General features: G+C 72.6%; 19 protein-coding genes. 13 read left to right on the forward strand and 6 right to left on the reverse strand.

All coding sequences use genetic code 11. The annotated features are described in order from the left end of the window. Positions 1–25: 25 nt before the first annotated feature. Positions 26–388 carry a winged helix-turn-helix transcriptional regulator gene (locus tag ACZ49B_RS32680; RefSeq protein ID WP_030298092.1) on the reverse strand — a complete coding sequence of 121 codons (363 nt, stop codon included), beginning with the start codon at positions 386–388 and terminating at the stop codon, positions 26–28. A 127-nt stretch (positions 389–515) separates the two neighbouring features. Here ACZ49B_RS32680 and ACZ49B_RS32685 point away from each other — a divergent pair, with 127 nt between their 5' ends. The 3 genes from ACZ49B_RS32685 to ACZ49B_RS32695 all read left to right on the forward strand — a co-directional run bounded on the left by ACZ49B_RS32685 (position 516) and on the right by ACZ49B_RS32695 (position 4,044). Next, entirely contained in the window at positions 516–1,370 is an 855-nt protein-coding gene (locus tag ACZ49B_RS32685; RefSeq protein WP_468313031.1) for an SDR family oxidoreductase, read from the forward strand. Positions 1,371–1,538: 168 nt separating this feature from the next. Next, positions 1,539–2,495, forward strand: coding sequence for an EamA family transporter RarD (gene rarD / locus ACZ49B_RS32690; RefSeq protein ID WP_468313034.1), 957 nt, complete (start codon positions 1,539–1,541; stop codon positions 2,493–2,495). A 232-nt stretch (positions 2,496–2,727) separates the two neighbouring features. Next, positions 2,728–4,044 carry a M28 family metallopeptidase gene (locus ACZ49B_RS32695; protein WP_468313036.1) on the forward strand — a complete coding sequence of 439 codons (1,317 nt, stop codon included), beginning with the start codon at positions 2,728–2,730 and terminating at the stop codon, positions 4,042–4,044. A 24-nt stretch (positions 4,045–4,068) separates the two neighbouring features. On the opposite strand, the gene ACZ49B_RS32700 is transcribed toward ACZ49B_RS32695, so the two are convergent. The 4 genes from ACZ49B_RS32700 to ACZ49B_RS32715 all read right to left on the reverse strand — a co-directional run bounded on the left by ACZ49B_RS32700 (position 4,069) and on the right by ACZ49B_RS32715 (position 7,194). After that, on the reverse strand, positions 4,069–4,488 hold the full coding sequence (locus ACZ49B_RS32700; protein WP_468313038.1) for a hypothetical protein: 420 nt from the start codon (positions 4,486–4,488) through the stop codon (positions 4,069–4,071). Then, positions 4,485–4,688: a ribbon-helix-helix domain-containing protein gene (locus ACZ49B_RS32705; protein ID WP_229337077.1), complete on the reverse strand. Its 204-nt coding sequence runs from the start codon at positions 4,686–4,688 to the stop codon at positions 4,485–4,487. The genes ACZ49B_RS32700 and ACZ49B_RS32705 overlap by 4 nt, the downstream gene beginning before the upstream one ends. 105 nt (positions 4,689–4,793) lie before the next feature. Further along, complete coding sequence (locus tag ACZ49B_RS32710; protein ID WP_468313041.1) at positions 4,794–6,005, reverse strand: LolA family protein; 1,212 nt, start codon at positions 6,003–6,005, stop codon at positions 4,794–4,796. A 178-nt stretch (positions 6,006–6,183) separates the two neighbouring features. After that, positions 6,184–7,194, reverse strand: coding sequence for a polyprenyl synthetase family protein (locus tag ACZ49B_RS32715; RefSeq protein WP_468313044.1), 1,011 nt, complete (start codon positions 7,192–7,194; stop codon positions 6,184–6,186). A 190-nt stretch (positions 7,195–7,384) separates the two neighbouring features. Here ACZ49B_RS32715 and ACZ49B_RS32720 point away from each other — a divergent pair, with 190 nt between their 5' ends. Together ACZ49B_RS32720 and ACZ49B_RS32725 are read left to right on the forward strand one after the other, a co-directional pair. Continuing rightward, positions 7,385–8,911 (forward strand): peptide MFS transporter, encoded by a 1,527-nt coding sequence (locus ACZ49B_RS32720; protein WP_468313047.1) that lies wholly within the window; start codon positions 7,385–7,387, stop codon positions 8,909–8,911. A 21-nt stretch (positions 8,912–8,932) separates the two neighbouring features. Then, positions 8,933–10,930: a CocE/NonD family hydrolase gene (locus tag ACZ49B_RS32725; RefSeq protein WP_468313050.1), complete on the forward strand. Its 1,998-nt coding sequence runs from the start codon at positions 8,933–8,935 to the stop codon at positions 10,928–10,930. A 129-nt stretch (positions 10,931–11,059) separates the two neighbouring features. Here ACZ49B_RS32725 and ACZ49B_RS32730 read toward each other — a convergent pair whose 3' ends face one another. Next, the gene (locus ACZ49B_RS32730) at positions 11,060–11,941 is read right to left on the reverse strand and encodes an HAD family hydrolase (protein ID WP_468313053.1); all 882 of its coding nucleotides are present in this window, start codon (positions 11,939–11,941) and stop codon (positions 11,060–11,062) included. A gap of 141 nt (positions 11,942–12,082) precedes the next feature. Here ACZ49B_RS32730 and fahA point away from each other — a divergent pair, with 141 nt between their 5' ends. The 8 genes from fahA (at position 12,083) to ACZ49B_RS32770 (ending at position 21,177) form a co-directional block, all read left to right on the forward strand. Continuing rightward, positions 12,083–13,309 (forward strand): fumarylacetoacetase, encoded by a 1,227-nt coding sequence (gene fahA / locus ACZ49B_RS32735; RefSeq protein ID WP_468313057.1) that lies wholly within the window; start codon positions 12,083–12,085, stop codon positions 13,307–13,309. A 151-nt stretch (positions 13,310–13,460) separates the two neighbouring features. Then, complete coding sequence (locus ACZ49B_RS32740) at positions 13,461–14,231, forward strand: GntR family transcriptional regulator (RefSeq protein WP_468313060.1); 771 nt, start codon at positions 13,461–13,463, stop codon at positions 14,229–14,231. Positions 14,232–14,267: 36 nt separating this feature from the next. Continuing rightward, positions 14,268–14,495 (forward strand): 4Fe-4S dicluster domain-containing protein, encoded by a 228-nt coding sequence (locus tag ACZ49B_RS32745; protein ID WP_389412676.1) that lies wholly within the window; start codon positions 14,268–14,270, stop codon positions 14,493–14,495. Positions 14,496–14,509: 14 nt separating this feature from the next. After that, the gene (locus ACZ49B_RS32750; protein WP_468313063.1) at positions 14,510–15,856 is read left to right on the forward strand and encodes an ABC transporter substrate-binding protein; all 1,347 of its coding nucleotides are present in this window, start codon (positions 14,510–14,512) and stop codon (positions 15,854–15,856) included. Next, on the forward strand, positions 15,853–16,689 hold the full coding sequence (locus tag ACZ49B_RS32755) for an ABC transporter permease (RefSeq protein ID WP_468313066.1): 837 nt from the start codon (positions 15,853–15,855) through the stop codon (positions 16,687–16,689). Before ACZ49B_RS32750 ends, ACZ49B_RS32755 begins: the two co-directional genes overlap by 4 nt. A 279-nt stretch (positions 16,690–16,968) precedes the next feature. Next, on the forward strand, positions 16,969–17,691 hold the full coding sequence (locus ACZ49B_RS32760; RefSeq protein WP_468313122.1) for an ABC transporter ATP-binding protein: 723 nt from the start codon (positions 16,969–16,971) through the stop codon (positions 17,689–17,691). A 68-nt stretch (positions 17,692–17,759) separates the two neighbouring features. Further along, positions 17,760–20,465 carry a fumarate reductase/succinate dehydrogenase flavoprotein subunit gene (locus tag ACZ49B_RS32765; RefSeq protein ID WP_468313069.1) on the forward strand — a complete coding sequence of 902 codons (2,706 nt, stop codon included), beginning with the start codon at positions 17,760–17,762 and terminating at the stop codon, positions 20,463–20,465. Between the two features lie 106 nt (positions 20,466–20,571). Beyond that, positions 20,572–21,177 (forward strand): Uma2 family endonuclease, encoded by a 606-nt coding sequence (locus tag ACZ49B_RS32770; protein WP_468313072.1) that lies wholly within the window; start codon positions 20,572–20,574, stop codon positions 21,175–21,177. Positions 21,178–21,279 lie beyond the last annotated feature (102 nt).

The following is a 21,279-nucleotide window of genomic DNA, read 5'->3' on the forward strand; positions in this document are numbered from 1 at the left end:
GCCCGCACGACGGCCCGGAGTTCCTTCAGGAGCTCCGGGCTTCGTCGTACGCGGCACGCGCCGCCTGGACGTCGGCGGTGCGCCGCTCGGTCCAGCGGGCCAGGGCCCACACCTGCTCGGCGGCCTCGCGCCCCAGCTCGGTGAGCGAATAGTCCACCCGCGGCGGGATCACGGGCTTGGCGTCGCGCAGCAGGAATCCGTCGCGCTCGAGCGTCTGCAGGGTCTGGGCCAGCATCTTCTCGCTGACGCCGCCGACCTCCCGGCGCAGTTCGCTGAACCGGTACGAGCGTTCGACGAGTGCGGCCAGGACCAGCACGCCCCAGCGGCTGGTGACGTGCTCCAGCACTCCGCGGGACGGGCACATCGGGGCCTTCACGCTTACCTTCATACCAGTACCTTACTTTGAAGTGGGTACTTACGAAAGGTTAGCGCTTCCTTTTAGGGTGGTGTCATACCGCGGGGGCAAGGCACGGCCCCCAACGCGGTGACACACCCCAACGCAAGGAGCGCACCCCATGAGCATCGTCGTCACCGGAGCCACCGGAGCCCTCGGCCGCCTCGTCGTCGAGGAGCTGCTGAACCGGGTCCCCGCCGAGCGCGTCGCCGTCGTCGTCCGCAGCAAGGAGAAGGCGGCCGACCTGGCCGAGCGCGGCGTCGAGGTGCGCGTCGCGGACTACGACGCCCCCGAGACCCTGGCCGCCGCGTTCCGCTCCGGCGACCGCGTCCTGCTGATCTCCGGCAACGAGGTCGGCCGCCGGGTTCCGCAGCACACCGCGGTGATCGAGGCCGCGCAGGCCGCCGGCGTCGCCCAGCTCGCGTACACCGGGATCCTCGGCGGCCCCGAGGCCGACTTCGACCTGGCTGCCGAGCACAAGGTCACCGAGCAGGCCGTCCTCGACTCCGGCCTCCCCTACACCTTCCTGCGCAACGGCTGGTACCACGAGAACTACACGCACCACATCGCCACCGTCCTGGAGCACGGCGCGGTCGTGGGCAGCGCGGGCGAGGGCCGGATCGCCTCCGCCGCGCGGGCGGACTACGCGGCCGCGGCGGCCGCGGTACTGACCGGCGAGGGCCACCTGAACCAGGTGTACGAGCTCTCCGGCGACACCGCCTGGAGCCTGGCGGAGTACGCGGCCGAGATCGCGGCGCAGTCCGGCAAGGAGGTCGCGTACACCGAGGTCCCGGCCGACGCGCACCGGTCGATCCTGACCGGCGCCGGGGTCCCCGAGGGCTTCGCGGCGATCCTCGTCGACGTGGACGCGGCGATCTCCCGCGGCCGACTGGCCCACACCGGCGGGGACCTGTCCCGGCTCATCGGCCGCCCGACGACCCCGGTGGCCCAGGCGATCACCTCCGCCCTGGCCTGAGCCGGACCGCCCGCGGCCCGAGTCCGGGCCGCCCGCGGCCTGAGTCCGGGCCGCCCCGACCGCACAAGACCTCGGAGATGTCATGAGTATCTCCCGTAGACGGGCATGACATCCGGCTCGTCCGGCGCTACCTTCGTGAAGTTGGCTGGAATGTGACTGGAGGCCCCCGTGAAGGCGGAGAACGAGCAGCGCACGGGTTTGCTCTACGGATTCGGCGCATACGGAATGTGGGGGCTGGTCCCCCTCTTCTGGCCGCTGCTCAAGCCCTCCGGGGCCGTCGAGATCCTCGCCCACCGCATGGTGTGGTCGCTGGGCGTCGTCGGGATCCTGCTGCTGGCCATGCGCCGCTGGGGCTGGATACGGGAGCTGCTCCGGCAGCCCCGCAAGCTCGGCCTGACCGCGCTCGCCGCCTCCGTGATCTCCGTGAACTGGGGCCTGTACATCTGGGCCGTCAACAACGGCGCGGTCGTCGAGGCCAGCCTGGGCTACTTCATCAACCCGCTCGTCACCATCGCGATCGGCGTCCTGGTCCTCGGTGAGCGGCTGCGCCGCGCGCAGTGGGCGGCGGTCGGCATCGGCGTCGCCGCGGTGGTGGTGCTCGCCGTCGGCTACGGGCGGCCGCCGTGGATCTCGCTGGTGCTGGCCTTCTCCTTCGCGGCCTACGGGCTGATCAAGAAGAAGCTCAACATGGGCGGGGTCGAGTCGCTCGCCGCCGAGACCGCGCTGCTGTTCCTGCCCGCCCTCGGCTATCTGCTGTGGCTCGGCGCGCAGGGCCGGTCGAGCTTCGCCACGGAGGGCCTCGGGCACGGGGCGCTGCTCGCCGCGACCGGGCTGGTCACCGCGATCCCGCTGGTCTGCTTCGGGGCGGCCGCGATCCGGGTCCCGCTGTCCACGCTCGGGCTGCTGCAGTACCTGGCCCCGGTGTTCCAGTTCGGGCTCGGCGTCGTCTACTTCCACGAGGCGATGCCGCCCGAGCGCTGGGCCGGGTTCTCCCTGGTCTGGGCCGCGCTCGCGCTGCTGACCTGGGATGCGCTGCGTACGGCGGGCAAGAACCGGGCCCGGCTCGAAACGGCCCGGGCCGCCCGGCCGGCGACGGCCCAGGCGCCCGAACCCGAGCCCGCGTAACACCGCGTAACACCGCGTAACACCGGGCGCCCCGCCCCCATACCCCCACGATCCCCGCTGCGGAACTCCCGTAGCGGGGATCGTCCGTTTTCCGAACCACCCTGACCGAATCTCGGTCTTGACGGACAGTCACACTTCCACTGAACATCAGGCTCGCACTGACGCACGATCGCTCACTTGCGCCACCCCGCACGTTCCGTTCAATCCCCAACGGAATTCCGGAGTCCCCCACATGAGCCTGTCCGTCTCCCGGCGCCTCGCCGCCGTGACCGCGATCGCGGTCGCCGGCCTGTTCGCCTCCACCGCCCCCGCCGCACTCGCCGCCCCCACGGCGGCGGCAGCGGCGCCGACACCGCCCGACATCCCGGTGGCCAACGTCAAGGCACACCTGGCGCAGCTCCAGTCCATAGCCACCGCCAACGGCGGCAACCGCGCCCACGGCAGGGCCGGCTACAAGGCCTCGATCGACTACGTGAAGGCCAAGCTGGACGCAGCCGGCTTCACGACCACGCTGCAGACCTTCACCAGCAGCGGCGCGACGGGCTACAACCTGATCGCCGACTGGCCGGGCGGCGACCCGAACTCGGTGCTGATGTCCGGCTCGCACCTGGACTCGGTGTCCGCCGGCCCCGGCATCAACGACAACGGATCCGGCTCGGCCGCCATCCTGGAGACGGCCCTGGCCGTCTCGCGCGCACAGCTCCAGCCCACCAAGCACCTGCGGTTCGGCTGGTGGGGCGCGGAGGAGCTCGGCATGGTCGGGTCGAAGTACTACGTGAACAACCTGCCGAGCGCCGAGAAGGCGAAGATCTCCGGCTACCTGAACTTCGACATGATCGGCTCGCCGAACCCGGGCTACTTCGTCTACGACGACGACCCGACCATCGAGCAGACCTTCAAGAACTACTACGCGGGGATCAGCGTCCCGACGGAGATCGAGACCGAGGGCGACGGCCGCTCCGACCACGCCCCGTTCAAGAGCGCGGGCATCCCGGTCGGCGGCCTGTTCTCCGGCGCCGACTACACCAAGACGGCGGCCCAGGCGCAGAAGTGGGGCGGCACCTCCGGGCAGGCCTTCGACCGCTGCTACCACTCCTCGTGCGACACCACGGCGAACATCAACGACACCGCCCTGGACCGCAACTCCGACGCCATCGCGTACGCGATCTGGAACCTCGGGGCGGCCACCCCGGTCCCGCCGGGCAAGTCCTTCGAGAACACGGCGGACGTGAACATCCCGGACTCCCCCGGCGCCGCGGTGACCTCGCCGATCACGGTCTCCGGCGTCACGGGCAACGCCCCGGCCACCACCAAGGTCGACGTGAACATCGTCCACACCTACCGCGGTGACCTGGTGGTCGACCTGGTCGCCCCCGACGGCACCGTCTACAACCTCCACAACCGCAGCGGCGGCAGCGCCGACGACCTCGTCCAGACGTACACCGTCAACGCCTCGAGCGAGGTGGCCAACGGCGTCTGGAAGCTCCAGGCCAAGGACGTGGCGGCGCAGGACGTCGGCTACATCAACAGCTGGAAGATCACCTTCTAGCGCTCGCCCCGGGGGCGCGCCCGCTCAGGGCGCGTCCTCCGTACGGGTCTGCGGCGGGACCGTCAGCGGCTCCTGTATCAACGCGCGGAGCTCCTCGGCCACCGCGCCGATGTCCGCGCGGCCCAGCTTCGCCGCCTCCACCAGATCGCCGAGGTCCTCCGGCGAGGGCAACTGCCTGGCTCCCGCCACCCGCAGGTACGAGCGGGTGGCGGCGGCCGCGTAGAACTCGTTCATCGGCGATTCCAGCGCCGGGCACACCGCGAGGGTGTGCAGAAACGCGGCGGCCCGCCACGCGGTGTCCGGGGCGGGCTGTTCGGGCACCAGGACGAGGTCGTTCTGGTGCCGGGCGACCGCGGCGGCCACCCCGGAGGGGTCCCACACGGCGGGGTCGGACGGGAGATGGTGGGCCAGAGCGGTCCAGGCCCACTCCATGGTGATCTTCAATTGCCGAACCGCTCCTGGAAGTAGCTCCAGTGGTCGGCGAACTCCTCGATGCCGGAAAGGAAGTTCTTCCGGTCCTCGTCGAGTTCGCGTTCCGTCACCTCGGTGATCAGCGCGGTGACCGTCGTCCCCAGTGCCGCCGCGCGCGCCTTGAGGCGCTCGTGGAACTCTTCGTCCAGGCGGATGGTGACGTGTCTCGACATGCTTTTCACGGTACAGCGGGCCTGCTGTACACAGGGCCGGAACGGCCGAAGGGTGGGCAGGGACACAGTCCCCGCCCACCCTTCGGGCACACCCCTCACACGGGGTTACTTGTTGGCGTCGGCCGCCTTCACCAGCGCGTCCTTGGTGACCGCGCCGACGTAGACCTTGCCGTCGTCGGTGATCAGGGCGTTGACCAGGCGGGTCTTGAAGACCCGGCCCTCGCCGAACTTGCCGTTGACCTTGCCCCCGAGGGAGTCGAGGAACTGCTTGGCCTCCTTGGGCGCGTTCTTGTCGTTCTCGATGTCCTTCAGGCTCTTGCCGGCGCCCGTGTCGATCCGCGCGATGGTCGACCAGCCCTCGCCGAGCACCTTCGTCTCGCCGCCCTTGCCGCCCGCGAGGCCCGCGCCGCCGGTCAGGGCGTCGAGGCCGGGGAAGGACTCCAGGCCCTTGAACTCCTTGCCGCGCCCCCCCGGGACGTGGTCGGAGCCCTCGGTCACCTTGGCGCCCTTGGGTGCGGTGAACGCGAAGGTGTCGGCGGACGGCTTGGCGAAGTCCACCTTGGTGAACCCGGCGTCGACGATCGGCTTGCCGCCCTCGGCCGCCAGCAGCTGCACCCGCAGCGGCACGCCGTTCTTGGCATCCACCGCGATCTTGACCGAGCCGACGGTGGATCCGCCGTGCTTGGGCTTCAGCACCAGCTGGTACGCGTCCCGGCCGGCCACCTGAGCGGTGTCGCCCACGCTGACGTCCGTGGTCGGGCCGGCGGCCTTCAGGATGTCCTGGGCCAACTGCTGGGGCGAGGCGCCGCCCATGCGGTCGGCCGTCTTCTTGTGGTCCTTGCCGGCTGCCGCCGCCTCGGGGTCCTTCTCGTGCCAGACCTCGTTGGCCTTGCTGTCGTACCCCCAGACGTCGGCGCCGTTGTGGACGAGGCTGTACTCGTCCTTGCCGTCCACGAACGTGAGCTTCTGGCGGTCCGGGCCGTCGGCCGCGACGCGCACGGTGTGCGTGCCGCTCGCCAGCTGCGCGATCTTGTCCTCGGGGTTGGCCGAGCCGCCCGCGACGCCCCCGCCGCCGAGCAGCCCGGTCGCCAGGGTCGGCAGACCGAGGTCGGTGCTGATCTTCGCGCTGCCGGACAGCTGCTGCACGTCCGAGGCGGCGACCTTCTCGATGAGCTGCTGTGCCGTCACCTTCGGCAGGTCCGGGCTGCCGGAGTTCGCGAAGGCCGGGACCATCGCCACGGTCGCGGCGGCCACACCCGCCACCGCGACCGGTACGGCGTACCGGGCGGCCTTGCGGGTCTTTGCGTTCGTTGCCATGTCTGCCCTACCTCTTTGTCACCCGTTCTGGTGTGTCTCCATCTGACCAAAGGGGAGGGGGTCGGGGCGTCACTCCCCGGGGCCAACTCCGCGTACGCCCCAGGGATGACACGACGAGGGCCCGGCCTCCCCTACCCGTAGGGGATGCCGGGCCCTCACCTCAGCCGAACGGCTGCCGTCAGCCGGCGCGGTGCACCACCGCGTCGCACAGCTCCTCGAGCGCCGACTTCGCGAAGCACTCCGGCAGCGGGGCGAGCGTGGCCCGCGCGTCCTGCGCGTACCGGATGGTGTCGCGGCGGGCCTGCTCCAGCGCGGGGTGCACCCGCAGCCGGGCGAGCACCTCCGCGTGCCGCGCGTCGTCGGTCAGATCGCCGTCCAGGAGGCCCACGAGCTCCAGGTCGTCGGGGTCGCCGCCCTGGGCGGCCATCTCGCGCAGCCGCAGCACGGGCAGCGTCGGGATCCCCTCGCGCAGGTCCGTGCCCGGGGTCTTGCCGGACTCGTGCGAGTCGGAGGCGATGTCGAGGACGTCGTCGGCGAGCTGGAAGGCGGTGCCGAGGCGCTCGCCGTACTGGGTGAGGATGTCGACGACCGACTCGTCGGCGCCGGACATCAGCGCGCCGAACCGGCCGGAGACGGCGATCAGCGAGCCGGTCTTGCCGGCGATGACGTCGAGGTAGTGGGCGACCGGGTCGCGGCCGTCGCGCGGGCCGGCCGTCTCCAGGATCTGGCCCGTCACCAGCCGCTCGAAGGCCTCGGCCTGGATGCGTACGGCCTCTGGCCCGAGGTCGGCCAGGATGTGCGAGGCGCGGGCGAACAGGAAGTCACCCGTCAGCACGGCCACCGAGTTGCCCCAGCGGGCGTTGGCGCTGGCCACACCGCGGCGCACGTCCGCCTCGTCCATGACGTCGTCGTGGTAGAGCGTCGCCAGATGGGTGAGCTCGACGACCACCGCGGAGGGCACGATCCCTGGCGCGTAGGGATCGCCGAACCGCGAGGCGAGCATCACCAGCAGCGGCCGGAACCGCTTGCCGCCGGCCTTGACCAGATGCTGTGCGGCCTCGGTGATGAAGGGGACTTCGCTCTTGGTGGCCTCCAGCAGACCCGCCTCGACGGCGGCCAGTCCGGCCTGGACATCGGTCTCAAGAGCCTGGTCCCGCACGCTCAGTCCGAACGGCCCGACGACGGTCACGAGGGGTACTCCTGTCTGCTGACGATCACGCTGACGATCACCTGGATTGTCGATGTGTCGCTGCCATCACTCAAGCCAGCGTATCCGGTCTGTTTTCGATCACCGAGAGCGGCCGCCATGTCGCCGCCCACGCAGCGCCCGATGCGCACCGGTATGTTCGTCAGGAGCCGAAACGACCGGAGAATGTGCTTTGTCCAGAACTGCAACCGAAACAGGGGAGCCGGCAGAACCGGTCGACCCGGAGGCGGACCGGCCGCCGCCCGCCGACGACCACGCCTTCCTCGGGCACCCCCGGGGCCTCGCCACGCTGTCCGGACTGGAGGTCTGGGAGCGCTTCTCGTTCCTCGGCATGCAGGCCATCCTCGTCCTCTATTTCGCGGACACGGTGGCGAACGGCGGCCTCGGGATGGACCCGGGCACCGCGGCCTCCGTCTCGGCGGCCTACGGGACCATGGTCTACCTCGTCTCCGTCGCCGGCGGATGGCTCGCCGACCGGATCCTCGGTTCGTACCGGGCCGTGCTCTGGGGCGGCGTCCTGATCGCCTGCGGCCACTACGCCATGGCGGTGCCGACGGCCGCCATGACCTGGACCGGCCTCGGCCTGATCAGCGCGGGCACCGGCCTGCTCAAGCCCAACGTGGCCAGTATGGTCGGCAAGCTGTACCGGACGGACGACGACCGGCGCGATGCCGGCTTCGCGCTCTACTACATGGGCATCAACATCGGCGCCTTCGCCGGGCCCCTGATCACCGGCTGGCTCGGCGAGCACCAGGGCTGGCACCGGGGCTTCTCCGCCGCCGCCGTCGGCATGACCGCGGGCCTGGTCCAGTACGTGCTCGGCCGCCGCCATCTGGCCGGACGAAAGCACTCGGCCGAGTACGCCCTCGCCCCCGACGCGATGCGTCGCGCGGTGCGCCGCATCGTCGCCGGACTGCTCGCCGCGGGCGCGCTCGCCACTCTTCTGGCCGCCGTCGGGTGGCTGACCATGGGCCGTTTCGTCGACCTGCTCACGCTCGTCTCGGTCGTCGCGCCGGCCGTCTACTTCGCGGTCATGTTCCGCAGCCCGCGGGTGACGCGCGAGGAGCGCGGGCGGCTGCGCCCGTACGTGGTGCTCTTCCTGGCCTCGGTCGCCTTCAACTTCATCCTCTTCCAGGCGTACTCGACGATGATGCTGCTCGCGTCGACGAGCGCCCGGACCGAGATCCTGGGCTTCCCCTTCCCCGCGAGCTGGTACGCCTCCGCGCTCGGCGCGTTCGAGGTGGCGCTCGCCCCGGTCGTGGCCGCGCTGTGGGTCCGGATGGGCCGCCGCCAGCCGCACGCCTCGAACAAGATCGCCATCGGGGTGGTCCTGGGCGGCCTGTCCTTCCTGCTGATGGTGATCCCGACCTCGGGGCACGGCGGGGACGCGTACCAGATGGCCGCCTGGTGGATCGTCGGCTCGTACCTGCTGCTCGGGCTCGGCGACGTCCTGCTCGAGACCTCCGGCATGTCGGCCACCACGAAGCTCGCCCCGAGGGCCTTCGCCGGCCAGACCATGGCGCTGTGGTTCCTCTCGCTGGCCCTGGCCAACGGCATCCAGGCGCAGGTGGTGAAGCTGTACGGCCAGGTGTCCACGCCCGTGTACTTCGGCGTCAACGGCGCCGTCGCGGTGGCGGCGGGCCTGGCCGTGATCGCCCTGGCGCCGTGGCTGCGGCGCACGATGCACCCCGTCCACTGAGGCGAACGAGGTGGTTCCCGCATGATCATCCGTACCGAGTTCCCGTACGAGACCACGCACGAGGACGTCCGGATCCCGATGGCCGACGGCGTGGAGCTGTACGCCCGGATCTGGCGCCCCTTGACGGACGAGCCGGTTCCGGCCCTGCTGGAGTACCTGCCGTACCGGCTGACGGACTGGACCGCCCCGCGGGACCGGCAGCGCCACCCCTGGTACGCCGGCCACGGCTACGCCTCGGTACGGGTGGACGTACGGGGCCACGGCTGCAGCGGCGGGAACCCGGGCGACGAGTACGACGCGCGGGAGCTGGCCGACGGCGTCGCGGTGGTGGAGTGGCTGGCGGCGCAGCCGTGGTGCACGGGGTCGGTGGGGATGTTCGGGATCTCGTGGGGCGGGTTCAACTCCCTCCAGATCGCGGCGCTGGCGCCGGAGGCCCTGAAGGCGGTCGTCACGGTCTGCTCGACGGACGACCGGTACGACAACGACGTCCACTACATGGGCGGCTCGGTGCTCGCCGTGGACATGCACGCGTGGGCGGCGACCATGCTGGCCTTCGCGGCGCGCCCGCCGGACCCGCTGTTCGTCGGCGACGGCTGGCGCGAGCAGTGGCTGGCGCGGCTGGAATCCGTCGAACCCCTGATCCACACCTGGCTGGCCCACCAGACGCGGGACGACTACTGGCGCCACGGCAGCGTCTGCGAGGACTACCCGGCGATCGGCGCGGCCGTCCTCGCGGTGGGCGGCTGGCACGACCCGTACCGGGACGCGGTGCTGCGGCTGGTCTCCCATCTGCCCGCCGAGCGGGTACGGGGGCTGATCGGCCCGTGGTCGCACCAGTACCCGGACCGGGGGCTGCCGCCCGGGCCGGCGATCGGGTTCCTCCAGGAGACCCTGCGGTGGTGGGACCACTGGCTGAAGGGCGCGGACAACGGGGTGATGGACGAGCCCCTGCTGCGCTCCTGGATCTCGGCGTCCCATCCGCCGGCGACCACGTACGAGGTGCTGCCGGGCCGCTGGGTCGGGGACGCCGAGTGGCCCTCCCCCGCCGTCACCCCCGTCACGTACGCGCTCCAGGGCGCGCCGGTGGCCGTGGCGTCCCCGCAGCACACGGGGCTGGACGCCGGGCGGTTCTTCCCGTTCGGCAACGAGGCGGACCTGCCGCCGGACCAGCGGGAGGAGGACGCGAAGTCGGCCTGCTTCGAGTTCCCGGTGGGGCGCGAGCCGGTGGAGGTCCTGGGCCGCGCGCAGGTGACGGCCCGGCTGCGGATGGACGTCCCGTACGGGCAGGTGGTGGCCCGGCTGTGCGACGTGGCGCCCGACGGCTCCTCGACGCTGGTCACCCGGGGCGCGCTGAACCTCTCGGCCCGGCTGGGCCGGGAGAAGGCGGTGCCGTGGCCGGTGGGCGCGTACGAGGACGTGGTGTTCGAGCTGAACGGCATCGGGCACCGCTTCGCGGCGGGCCACCGGATCCGGCTCGCGCTGTCCTCGGCGTACTGGCCGTGGATCTGGCCGCGGGCCGGGTCGGAGGCGGGGTGGACGCTGGACCCGGCGGGGAGCGCCGTGGTCCTGCCTGTCAGGGCTGCGGGGTCGGATCCGGCCGTGGTGTTCGAACCGCCGGAACAGGCGGAGCCGCTGGGTGTGGTCGTCCCCGCCACGCTGGACGAGCCGCGGCCGGAGCGGCTGGTCGTACGGGACGTCGCGCGCGGGCGGTGGCGGCTGGAGGTCGACCCGCGGTACGGGGGGACACGGGTGTATCCGGACGGGCTGGAGTACGGGGAAGACGCGGCGGAGGTCTACGAGATCGACTCGGCGGATCCGTTGTCGGCCCGGACCCGCTCGGAGTGGCGGATCCGGTTGCACCGGCCGGAGTCGGGGTGGGACGTGCGGGTGGAGACGCGTTCGGAGGTCTCGTGCGATGCGGGTGGCTTCGTCACGTCGAACGAGGTGGTGTGCCGGGAGGGGGAGGAGGTGGTCTTCCACCGGACGTGGGAGCGGCGGTTGCCCAGGGCGGCGGGCTGACGGCCATGGGGGCCCGGTCCCCTACCCGCCCTTCCCCCGTTCCCCGGGGCTACGCCCCGGGCCCCGTGCCGGTGCGGCGCCGTTGCCGGGGCCGGCCCCCGCGCCCCCGCGCCCCCGCGCCCCCGCGCCTCAAACGCCGGCGGGGCTGGATCGGCCCGACGGCGCCGGAAGGGGACGGGCGGGGCTGGAAGTGCCCGGGAAGAGGCGTTCCAGGACCACCGCGATGCCGTCCTGTTCGTTCGAGAGGGTCAGTTCGTCGGCCACGGCCATCAGTTCGCGGTGGGCGTTGGCCATCGCCACGCCGTGCGCCGCCCACGCGAACATCGGGATGTCGTTCGGCATGTCGCCGAAGGCGATCGTCGACGACGGGCCGACGCCCAGTACCTCCGCCGCCAGCGCCAGCCCGCTCGCCTTGCTGACGCCCGGCGGCTGGAGCTCCACCGTGTGCTCCCCCGCCATCGTCACGTTCACCAGGTCCCCGACCACCGAACGGGCGACCCGCGTCAGCTCGTCGTCGTCCAGCTCCGGGTGCTGGAGCAGCACCTTGTTGATCGGCGCGGCCCACAGGTCGCCGCGCCGGTGCACCCGGACCGTCGGGAGGTGGGGGTGCCACATCCGGTAGCCCGGCCCTATCAGCATCTCGGCGTCCACCCCCTCCTGGTTGACCGCCGCGTACACCTCGCCGATCTCCGCCTCGATCTTCCCGAGCGCCACCTCCGCCAGGTCCCGGTCCAGCGGAACGGAGTGCAACAGGCGCGCGCACGCCGTGTCGTACACCTGCGCGCCCTGCCCGCACACCGCGAGCCCTGTGTAGCCGAGGTCGTCCAGGACGTGCCGGACCTGTGGGACGGGGCGCCCGGTGACGATGATGTGCTGGGCGCCGGCGGCGCGCGCCGTCGCGAGCGCCGCGTACGACCGCGCGGAGACGGTGTCTCCGGCGCGCAGCAGGGTCCCGTCCAGGTCAGTGGCGATCAAGGCATAGGGGAGGGCCGAAAGCGGGGCGGAAGTCACGGCGCAAGGATACGGACCCCTTTGGACAAGTCCTACAAATAGAGCCCGAATCCGGCCTCCCGCATGCCCCACTGGCCACGTAACGTATCAACCAGCCCACCGGGACACCCCCGGACCGCGTCGAAAGCGAGGCAGTACCCCATGCCCCAGCAGAGCCCCCTCGATGTGCCCGAGGGCGACCCGTTCGGGCCGCACAACCTCCCGTACGGCGTCTTCTCCACCTCCGCGGAGCCCGGCCGCCGTCGCATCGGTGTGCGCATCGGCGGACACGTGCTCGACGCGGGGGCGGCCGCGGCCGCGCTCGGTTCCCCGTACGCCGCACTGCTCGGGCAGTCCTCGCTCAACCCGCTGCTGGCCGCCGGGCGCACCGCCTGGCGCGACGTGCGCCGCGCGCTGACCGCGTGGGTGACCGACCCCGGCCACCGTGTGACGGTCGAGCCGCACCTCGTCCCGCTGGACGCCGTCACCCTGCACCTGCCGTACGAGGTCGCCGACTACGTCGACTTCTACGCGAGCGAGCACCACGCCACCAACGTCGGACAGATGTTCCGCCCGGACGGGGACGCGCTCACCCCCAACTGGAAGCACCTGCCGATCGGCTACCACGGCCGCTCCGGCACCATCGTCGTGTCCGGCACCGACGTCGTCCGGCCCTCCGGGCAGCGCAAGGCGCCCGCGGACCCGGCGCCCGTCTTCGGCCCGTCGGTCAAGCTCGACATCGAGGCCGAGGTCGGCTTCGTCGTCGGCACCCCGTCCGAGCTGGGCACCCCGGTGCCGCTGGGCGCCTTCGAGGACCACGTCTTCGGGCTGTTCCTGCTCAACGACTGGTCGGCGCGCGACATCCAGGCCTGGGAGTACGTGCCGCTGGGCCCCTTCCTCGGCAAGTCCTTCGCCACCTCCGTCTCCGCGTGGGTGACCCCGCTGGAGGCCCTGGAGGCGGCCCGGGTCGCCCCGCCGGCCCGCGACTTCCCGCTCCTGCCCTACCTCGAAGACGCCGACGCCGACCGGCCCGGCGGCTTCGACCTGCACATCACGGTGTCCATCAACGGGCAGGAGGTCGCGCAGCCGCCGTTCGCGTCGATGTACTGGACCGCCGCCCAGCAGCTCGCGCACATGACCGTCAACGGCGCCTCCCTGCGCACCGGTGACGTCTTCGGCTCGGGCACGGTCAGCGGCCCCGAGGTCGGACAGCGCGGCTCGCTGCTGGAGCTGACGTGGAACGGGCGCGACGCCGTCGAACTCGCCGACGGCAAGCGCACCTTCCTCGAGGACGGCGACACGGTCACCATGACCGCCTGGGCCCCGGGCCCCGAGGGCACCCGCGTCGGCCTCGGCGAGGTCACCGGCCGCATTGTGGGATCCCGCTAGTCCGGCCCTTGGGACGTACGGCCTCACCGGGGTGGCGGATCTTTCCGCCACCCCGGCGTCGTAGCAGGTCACAGCCCTGCCGCCGCGTCCCCCGGGTGGCGCAATACTGCGGCAACACCACGGGCCGGGGCCCGTCGGTATGTTCCCTGCCATGCCAGCCGAACGCACCCGTGAGCACACCGCCCCGGTCGCCGCCGCGCGCCGGCGGCGGCTGCGCGCGGACCAGGCGCGGCAGCTCGCCGACCTGCTGCGCCACCAGATCCTGGCCGGCGGCTACCCCGGCGGGGTCCTCCCCCTGGAGGACGCCCTCGGCGCCGACTACGGAGCCGGCCGCAACACCGTCCGCCAGGCCCTCGACCTGCTGCGCGGCGAGCGGCTCGTCGAACGCCGGCCCGGGGTCGGGACCGTCGTCGTCTGCGAGAAGTACCCCCACGGCCTCGACCGCCTCCAGGGCCTGGCCGAAACCCTGCACGAGCACGGCCGGGTGACCAACGAGGTCCGCACCGTCGGCCCGGTGCGCGCCCCCGCCCCGGTCGCCGGCCGGCTGCGGCTTCCCGAGCACGCCGACGTGCTCTACATCGAGCGGCTGCGGCGCCTGAACGGGCTCCCGCTCTCCCTCGACCTCACGTACGTCCCCCTGGACATCGGCGCCGAACTGCTCGGCTGCGACCTGGAGAACACCGACGTCTTCCGGCTCCTGGAGTCCCTGACGGGACAGCCCCTCGGCCATGCCGAGATCACCCTCGAGGCCGTGAACGCCGACGCGCACTCCGCCGCCGTCCTGCAGGCCCCGCGCGGGGCCGCCGTGCTGATGCTGGAGCGGCTCACCCATCTGTGTGACGGCCGGCCCGTGGACCTGGAGTTCATCCGCTTCCGCGGCGACCGGATCACCATGAGCGGCCTGCTCCGCCGCTCCCTCTGACCTGCCCCCTGCGTACCCACCTTCCTGGAGACAGCCATGCCTCTGGTCCCCCAGCGCGGCGACGTGCCCGTGACCGTCGACGAGTCCCTGTGCATCGACGGCTGCACCCTCTGCGTCGACATGTGCCCGCTCGACTCCCTCGCGATCCACCAGGACAGCGGCAAGGCGTACATGCACGTGGACGAGTGCTGGTACTGCGGCCCGTGCGCCGCCCGCTGCCCCACGGGCGCGGTGACCGTCAACATGCCGTACCTGCTCCGGTGAAAGGCCCCGTTCCGATGCGCAGTCCGCAACTGTCCCTCGCCCTCGCCGTACTCCTCGCCCCGCTGGCCACCGCGTGCGGCGGGGACGCGTCCGGGGCCGACGGCCCCAAGACCGTGACCGTGACCGTCGGCTACCAGTCCAAGACCATCAACACCGTCACCGCCGGCACCCTGCTGCGCTCCCTCGGCTACTTCGAGCAGGAGCTCGCGGCGCGCGGCGGGAAGGACGGCGTGACGTACAAGGTCGACTGGCAGGACTACGCCACGGGAGCGCCCATCACCGCCCAGATGACCGCCGGGAAGGTCGACATCGGCTCGATGGGCGATTTCCCGCTCCTGATCAACGCGGCGCGCGGCAAGGAGCTGAAGCAGCCGACCCGCCTCGTGTCCGTGACCGGCTACAACCTGCGCGGCGGCCTCAACACCGTCGTCACCGCGCCGAACTCGAAGTTCGAGTCGCTGGCCGACCTGCGCGGCAAGAAGGTGTCCACCTCGGTCGGCTCCGCCGCGGACGGGACCCTCGTACGGGCCCTGCAGCGCGCCGGCATCGATCCATCGAACGGCATCCAGAAGCTGAACCAGCAGCCCAGCGTGGGGGCTTCGGCCCTCCAGGCGGGCAGTGCGGACGCGCTGTCGCAGTTCGTGGCCTGGCCGGGGCAGCTCGCGTACGAGGGGAAGGCCAAGGCGCTCTACGACGGCGCCGAGCTGAACCTGCCGACCTTCCACGGGGTCACGGTGCGGCAGAAGTTCGCGGCCGAGCGGGCCGGCGTACTGGACGACTTCCTGAAGGCGCAGCGCAGGGCGACCGAGTACCTGCGGACGCAGCCGGTCGCGGCGGCCGAGTCGGTGGCGAAGGAGACCGGACTGCCGGCGGAGGTCGTGTACCTGTACAACGGCGCGAACGGGATCGCGACCTTCGACCCGGCGCTGCGGCCGGAGCTGCTGGCGGCGCTGAAGGAGGACGTGCCGGTCCTCAAGGACGCGAAGCTGGTCGGCGACGTGGACGTGGACGCGTTCGTGGACCCGGCGCCGCTGAAGCGCGCCGTGCCGGACGCGGACTACCCGGCTGCGGCGCCCGCCCGCCCCGAGCTGTGGCTGAAGAACGAGACCGCCACCCGGACCTTCGACACCCCGGCGGCCCTCCTGAAGGCCCTGAAGGGCGCGGCGGCGGTCCGGGCGACGTACGTGCCGGACGCGGTGACCGGGACCCTCTGGTTCGCCGACAAGGCGGTGTGGGTGGCGGAGGGCTCCGAACTGCGGGCGTTCGTCACGCCGGCGGGCGCCACGTCGTACGTCGACCAGCACAGGGGATCCGGGGCGCGCATCGTGAGCTTCGCCGAAGCCGGAGGCATCGCCTCATGACCCCGGGGCGCCGGCTGCTGCGGCTGGCTTCGCTCGGGGCGGCGGCGGTGGCGTGGCAGCTGCTGACTTCGCTGGACGTGGAACTCTGGCTCCGGTTCGGGCAGTTCCCGACGGTGGGGGAGGTCGCGGCGAAGCTCGCCGAGCGGGCGTCGACCGGTCCTTACTGGCAGGACCTCGTCTCCAGCCTGAGCCGGATCGTGTCGGGTTTCGCGCTGGCGGCGGTGCTGGGGGTGGCGGTGGGCACGGCGATCGCCCGCTCGCGGATGGCGGCGGACGTGCTGGGCCCGGTGCTGGAGGTCCTGCGACCGATCCCGGCGATCGCGCTCGTCCCGGTCGCGATCCTCCTCTTCCCCTCGAACGAGCAGGGGATCGTGTTCATCACGTGCGCGGCGGCGTTCTTCCCGGTGCTGGTGTCGACGCGCCACGCGGTGGCGGCGTTGTCCCCGGTGTGGGAGGAGGCGGTCCTGACGATGGGCGGGGGCCGGGGCCGGATCCTGCTGTCGGTGGTCCTGCCCGGGGCGCTCCCCGGGATCTTCGGCGGCCTGTCGGTCGGGATCGGCGTCGGGTGGATCTGCGTGATCTCGGCGGAGATGATCTCGGGCGAGTACGGGGTGGGCTACCGCACGTGGCAGGACTACACGGTGGTGGACTACCCGGGGGTCTTCGTCGGCATGGCCACGATCGGCGCGCTGGGCTGGCTGACCTCGACGGCGGTGGAACGCCTGGGCCGCCGCCTCACGCACTGGCTCCCGGCCCGCACGCAGCGCCCCGTGACGACCGCCGCCCCGCAGCAAAGCCCCCGCCGCCCGACCCCGGATCCGGCGATCCCCTGACCCCGCGGCCCCGCCCGCCCCAGGTCGGGGCCCGCGCGGTGGGCCTGGACGGCTCGGAGCGCCATCTCAGCCCCGCCGGCGTTCGAGGCGCCGTGGGCGGGGGTGCGGGGGCCGGACCCTGCCCACGGCGCCGTGGGCCGTTTCCCGGGGCGGAGCCTCGGGAAACGGAGAACGGGCGGGGCGGGGTGAAGGGCACCCGCGCAGCGGGAGCCGCGTCGCCGACCGGCATTCAACGACTCACAGGAGGTCCCCGTGCCCGTAACCACGGCCGTACCCGCCATCACCACCGCGCCCCCGGGCGCCGCCTTCCGGCTGGACGGGGTCCGGCTCGGCCGGGCGGGCGGCGGCGCCGTGCTCGACGGGCTCGGCCTCCGGATCCGCGCCGGGGAGGTGCTGGCCGTCGTCGGACCCTCCGGATGCGGGAAGTCCACGCTGCTCCGCACCCTGGCCGGGCTGCTGCCCCCGCTCGCCGGCACCGTCACGCAGGACGGAACCCCGATCACCCGGCCCGGCGCCGACCGGGCACTCGTCTTCCAGGACGACGCCCTGCTGCCGTGGCGCACCGTACGGGGGAACGTCGAACTGCCCCTCGCCATCCGGCGCGTCCCCCGCGCCGAGCGGCGGCGGACGGCCGAGGACTGGCTGGGGCGCGTCGGCCTCGCGGAGCACGCGCACAAGCTTCCGCACCAGCTCTCCGGCGGCCAGCGCCAGCGCGTCCAGCTGGCCCGCGCCCTCGCCGCGCGCCCCCGCGCCGTCCTCATGGACGAGCCCTTCGGCGCGCTCGACGCCCAGACCCGCGCCGGGATGCAGGACCTCCTGGTCGAGGTCCTCGCCGGCACCGGGGCGACCGTCGTCTTCGTCACCCACGACGTGGACGAGGCCCTCTTCGTGGGCGACCGCGTCGCGCTGCTCCACGCCGACACCGTGGTCGACGTACCGCTTCCGCGCGACCGGAGCGCCGATCGTTCGGCCCTCCGCCGCCGGATCCTCTCCGCCCTCTGACCGCCGGCCTCTACCCCGACCCCCGAGCCCCTGTACCCCCGACCCGACCCCCGAAGGGCAGCCCCAGCATGGACATCCCCGCGATCGCCGACGCCGAGGAACTCTCGTGCGACGTCCTCGTCATCGGCGGCGGCACCGCCGGCACCATGGCGGCCCTGACCGCCGCCGGCCGCGGCGCGCGGGTCCTGCTGCTGGAGAAGGCGCACGTACGCCACTCCGGCGCCCTCGCCATGGGCATGGACGGGGTCAACAACGCGGTCGTCCCGGGCCGCGCCGAGCCCGACGACTACGTCGCCGAGATCACCCGCGCCAACGACGGCGTCGTCGACCAGTCCACCGTCCGCCAGACCGCCACCCGCGGCTTCGCGATGGTGCAGCGCCTGGAGTCGTACGGCGTGAAGTTCGAGAAGGACGAGCACGGCGAGTACGCGGTCCGCCGCGTTCACCGCTCCGGCTCGTACGTGCTGCCCATGCCCGAGGGCAAGGACGTCAAGAAGGTCCTCTACCGGCAGCTGCGCCGCCGCGAGATGCGCGAGCGGATCCGCATCGAGAACCGGGTGATGCCGGTCAGGGTCCTCACCTCGCCCGAGGACGGCCGGGCCATCGGCGCCGCCGCCTTCGACACCCGTACCGGCGCCTTCGTGACCGTACGCGCGGGCGCGGTGATCCTCGCGACCGGCCCCTGCGGCCGGCTCGGACTACCCGCCTCCGGATACCTCTACGGGACGTACGAGAACCCCACCAACGCGGGCGACGGCTACGCCATGGCCTATCACGCGGGCGCGGCCCTCACCGGGATCGAGTGCTTCCAGATCAACCCGCTGATCAAGGACTACAACGGGCCGGCGTGCGCGTACGTCGCCAACCCCTTCGGCGGTTACCAGGTCAACCGGCACGGCGAGCGGTTCGTCGACTCCGACTACTGGTCGGGGCAGATGATGTCGGAGTTCGCGGCCGAACTCGCCTCGGACCGGGGGCCGGTGTACCTGAAGCTCAGCCACCTCCCGGAGGAGTCGGTCTCCGCCCTCGAATCGATCCTGCACACCACGGAGCGGCCGACCCGCGGCACCTTCCACGCGGGCCGCGGCCACGACTACCGCACGCACGACATCGAGATGCACATCTCGGAGATCGGGCTGTGCGGGGGCCATTCGGCGTCGGGCGTGCGCGTCGACGACCACGCGCGCACCACCGTGCCGCGGCTGTACGCGGCCGGGGACCTGGCCTCCGTACCGCACAACTACATGATTGGGGCGTTCGTCTTCGGCGACCTGGCGGGCGAGGACGCGGCGCAGTACACGGCGTACGAGGGCCCGCTCCCGGCGGACCAGGTCGCGGCGGCGCACGAGCTGGTCTACCGTCCGCTGCGCCGGCCGGACGGGCCGCCGCAGCCGCAGGTGGAGTACAAGCTGCGGCGCTTCGTCAACGACTACGTGGCCCCGCCGAAGACGGGTGCGAAGCTCTCCCTCGCCGTGGAGGCCTTCACCCGGATGAGCGGCGAGATCGAGGAGATGGGGGCGCAGACCCCGCACGAGCTGATGCGGTGCGCGGAGGTGTCCTTCATCCGGGACTGCGCGGAGATGGCGGCCCGGGCGTCGCTGGCGCGGACGGAGTCGCGCTGGGGCCTGTACCACGAGCGGCTCGACCACCCGGGGCGCGACGACGCGGGCTGGCTGCACCACCTGGACCTGCGCAAGTCGGCTTCGGGGGCGATGGAGTTCACGGCCCGGCCGGTGGAGCCGTACGTGGTTCCCGTCCCCGAATTCACGCCGACGGGCGGGGCCTCCCGGCACCTGGGCGAGGTCGACCTGGTCGGCGTGGCCACGGCGGGCCCGCGCAGGGCCGCTCCGCGCGCAGCAGCGGTCCGGGCGGCGGCTGCCGCGGACGCAGAGCCCGGCCCCGGGGGCTCGCCGCGGATCCTCGAACTCCTCGGCCTCGCCGAGGAGTCGCCGGACCTCGGAGCCCTGCGCCCGTACCTCACCGACCCCGATCCGGCGGTACGGGCCGCCGCCGTGGCCGTGATCGGCGAGACCGTCCCGGCGGGGGCGGGCCCGGAGCTGGCGGCCCGCCTCGGCGATCCGGATCCGGCGGTCCGGGCGGCCGCCGCGGCCGCGCTGCGGGAGCTGCTGGAGGTCCTGCCGGCCGGCCCGGAACTCGGGACCGGCCTGCGCGCAGCCCTGGACGTCCCCGACCCGGCGGTCCGCTCGGCCGCGCTCGAGGCCCTGCGGGCACTGCGCCTCGGCGAGGCCGGCCTGTACGCGGAGTCCCTCGCGGACCCCGACCCGGAGGTCCGTATCCACGCGGTCCGGGCGCTGGTCTCGGTGGACGCCGTCCGGGCCCTCGCGCAGGCCGCGGCGGATCCGGCCCGCGAGGTCCGCGTGGCGCTGGCCAAGGGCCTCGCGGCGGTCCACTCCCCGGCCCCCGCCCCGCTGGACCCCCTCCTCGCCGACCCCGACCCGCTGGTCCGCGCCGCGGCGCTGGCGGCCCTGGCAGCCACGGGCTGCCCGGCGCCGTACGCCGACACGGCCGTCGCGGCCTTCACCGACCCCGCCTGGCAGGTCCGCGCGGGCGCCGCCACCGCCCTCTCGGCAGCCGACCCCGCCACGGCGGTCGACCCCCTGGCCGCTGCCCTGAAGGACGACAACGCGGACGTCCGCAAGGCCGCCGTCCTCTCCCTCCGCGCCCACCGCACCACCCCGGAGGCCCGCACGGCCCTGGCCACGGCCACCGCGGACCTGGACGCGGATGTCCGCGCATATGCCGCCCGCAACTGACTCTGTCAACACCAAGGAGACGGTCACACGCGGGGACGGTTCGGAGGCGATCACCGGCGATACGCTGGACGGACTCGCGAGACTCCGTCGCATGGGAGCACTACCGATGAGCGTCGATCCCGAGGAGACCGAGCCGACGTACCGCTGGCCCGTCCCGCCCGCGGGCGGCTGGACGGCAGACGACCTCGACCGGCTTCCCAACCTGCCTCCGCACACGGAGCTGATCGACGGGAGCCTGGTCTTCGTGAGTCCGCAGACTCGTTTTCACATGCGCGCCCTGAGGTTCTTCGAGCAGCAGCTCGAATCCTTGGTGCCCGAAGGCCTCGAGGTGATCAGAGAGTTCACGATCGACATCGACCGGCGCAACAGGCCCGAGCCGGATGTGATTGTCGCGGAGGAGGACAGCGAGGATCCGGACCAGACCCGGCTCCCAGCGTCGCTGGTTCGACTCGCCATCGAGGTGGTCTCGCCGGAATCGGTGAGCCGGGACCGCGAAACCAAGCCGATCAAGTACGCCCGCGCCCAGATCCCGCACTTCTGGCGCGTAGAGAACAAGGAGGGCCGGGCCGTGGTCTACGTCTACGAGCTCGACCCCGCCACCGAGGGATACGTGGCCACCGGCATCTTCCACGACCGCCTCGAGGTGTCGGTCCCCTTCCCCATCGACTTGGACCTCACCGCCATCACTCCGAAGCGCCCCAGCGGCGAGTAGCACCACCACGTGCCGGGGGGGGGGGGGGGGCCCCCCACGGGGGGGGGGGCCCACGAAGTGGTATCGGCAGCAAGCCCCTGAACAGCAGCCTTCCCCCCTCTC

This window comes from Streptomyces sp. NPDC031132 (genome assembly GCF_055570595.1).

What these genes read in the sequence shown, in the direction of transcription:
- ACZ49B_RS32680 (WP_030298092.1), bottom strand. Translation starts at nt 388, where the DNA reads ATGAAGGTAAGCGTGAAGGCCCCGATGTGCCCGTCCCGCGGAGTGCTG.
- ACZ49B_RS32685 (WP_468313031.1), top strand. Translation starts at nt 516, where the DNA reads ATGAGCATCGTCGTCACCGGAGCCACCGGAGCCCTCGGCCGCCTCGTC.
- ACZ49B_RS32695 (WP_468313036.1), top strand. Translation starts at nt 2,728, where the DNA reads ATGAGCCTGTCCGTCTCCCGGCGCCTCGCCGCCGTGACCGCGATCGCG.
- ACZ49B_RS32705 (WP_229337077.1), bottom strand. Translation starts at nt 4,688, where the DNA reads ATGTCGAGACACGTCACCATCCGCCTGGACGAAGAGTTCCACGAGCGC.
- ACZ49B_RS32710 (WP_468313041.1), bottom strand. Translation starts at nt 6,005, where the DNA reads ATGGCAACGAACGCAAAGACCCGCAAGGCCGCCCGGTACGCCGTACCG.
- ACZ49B_RS32725 (WP_468313050.1), top strand. Translation starts at nt 8,933, where the DNA reads ATGATCATCCGTACCGAGTTCCCGTACGAGACCACGCACGAGGACGTC.
- fahA (WP_468313057.1), top strand. Translation starts at nt 12,083, where the DNA reads ATGCCCCAGCAGAGCCCCCTCGATGTGCCCGAGGGCGACCCGTTCGGG.
- ACZ49B_RS32740 (WP_468313060.1), top strand. Translation starts at nt 13,461, where the DNA reads ATGCCAGCCGAACGCACCCGTGAGCACACCGCCCCGGTCGCCGCCGCG.
- ACZ49B_RS32745 (WP_389412676.1), top strand. Translation starts at nt 14,268, where the DNA reads ATGCCTCTGGTCCCCCAGCGCGGCGACGTGCCCGTGACCGTCGACGAG.
- ACZ49B_RS32750 (WP_468313063.1), top strand. Translation starts at nt 14,510, where the DNA reads ATGCGCAGTCCGCAACTGTCCCTCGCCCTCGCCGTACTCCTCGCCCCG.
- ACZ49B_RS32755 (WP_468313066.1), top strand. Translation starts at nt 15,853, where the DNA reads ATGACCCCGGGGCGCCGGCTGCTGCGGCTGGCTTCGCTCGGGGCGGCG.
- ACZ49B_RS32765 (WP_468313069.1), top strand. Translation starts at nt 17,760, where the DNA reads ATGGACATCCCCGCGATCGCCGACGCCGAGGAACTCTCGTGCGACGTC.
- ACZ49B_RS32770 (WP_468313072.1), top strand. Translation starts at nt 20,572, where the DNA reads ATGAGCGTCGATCCCGAGGAGACCGAGCCGACGTACCGCTGGCCCGTC.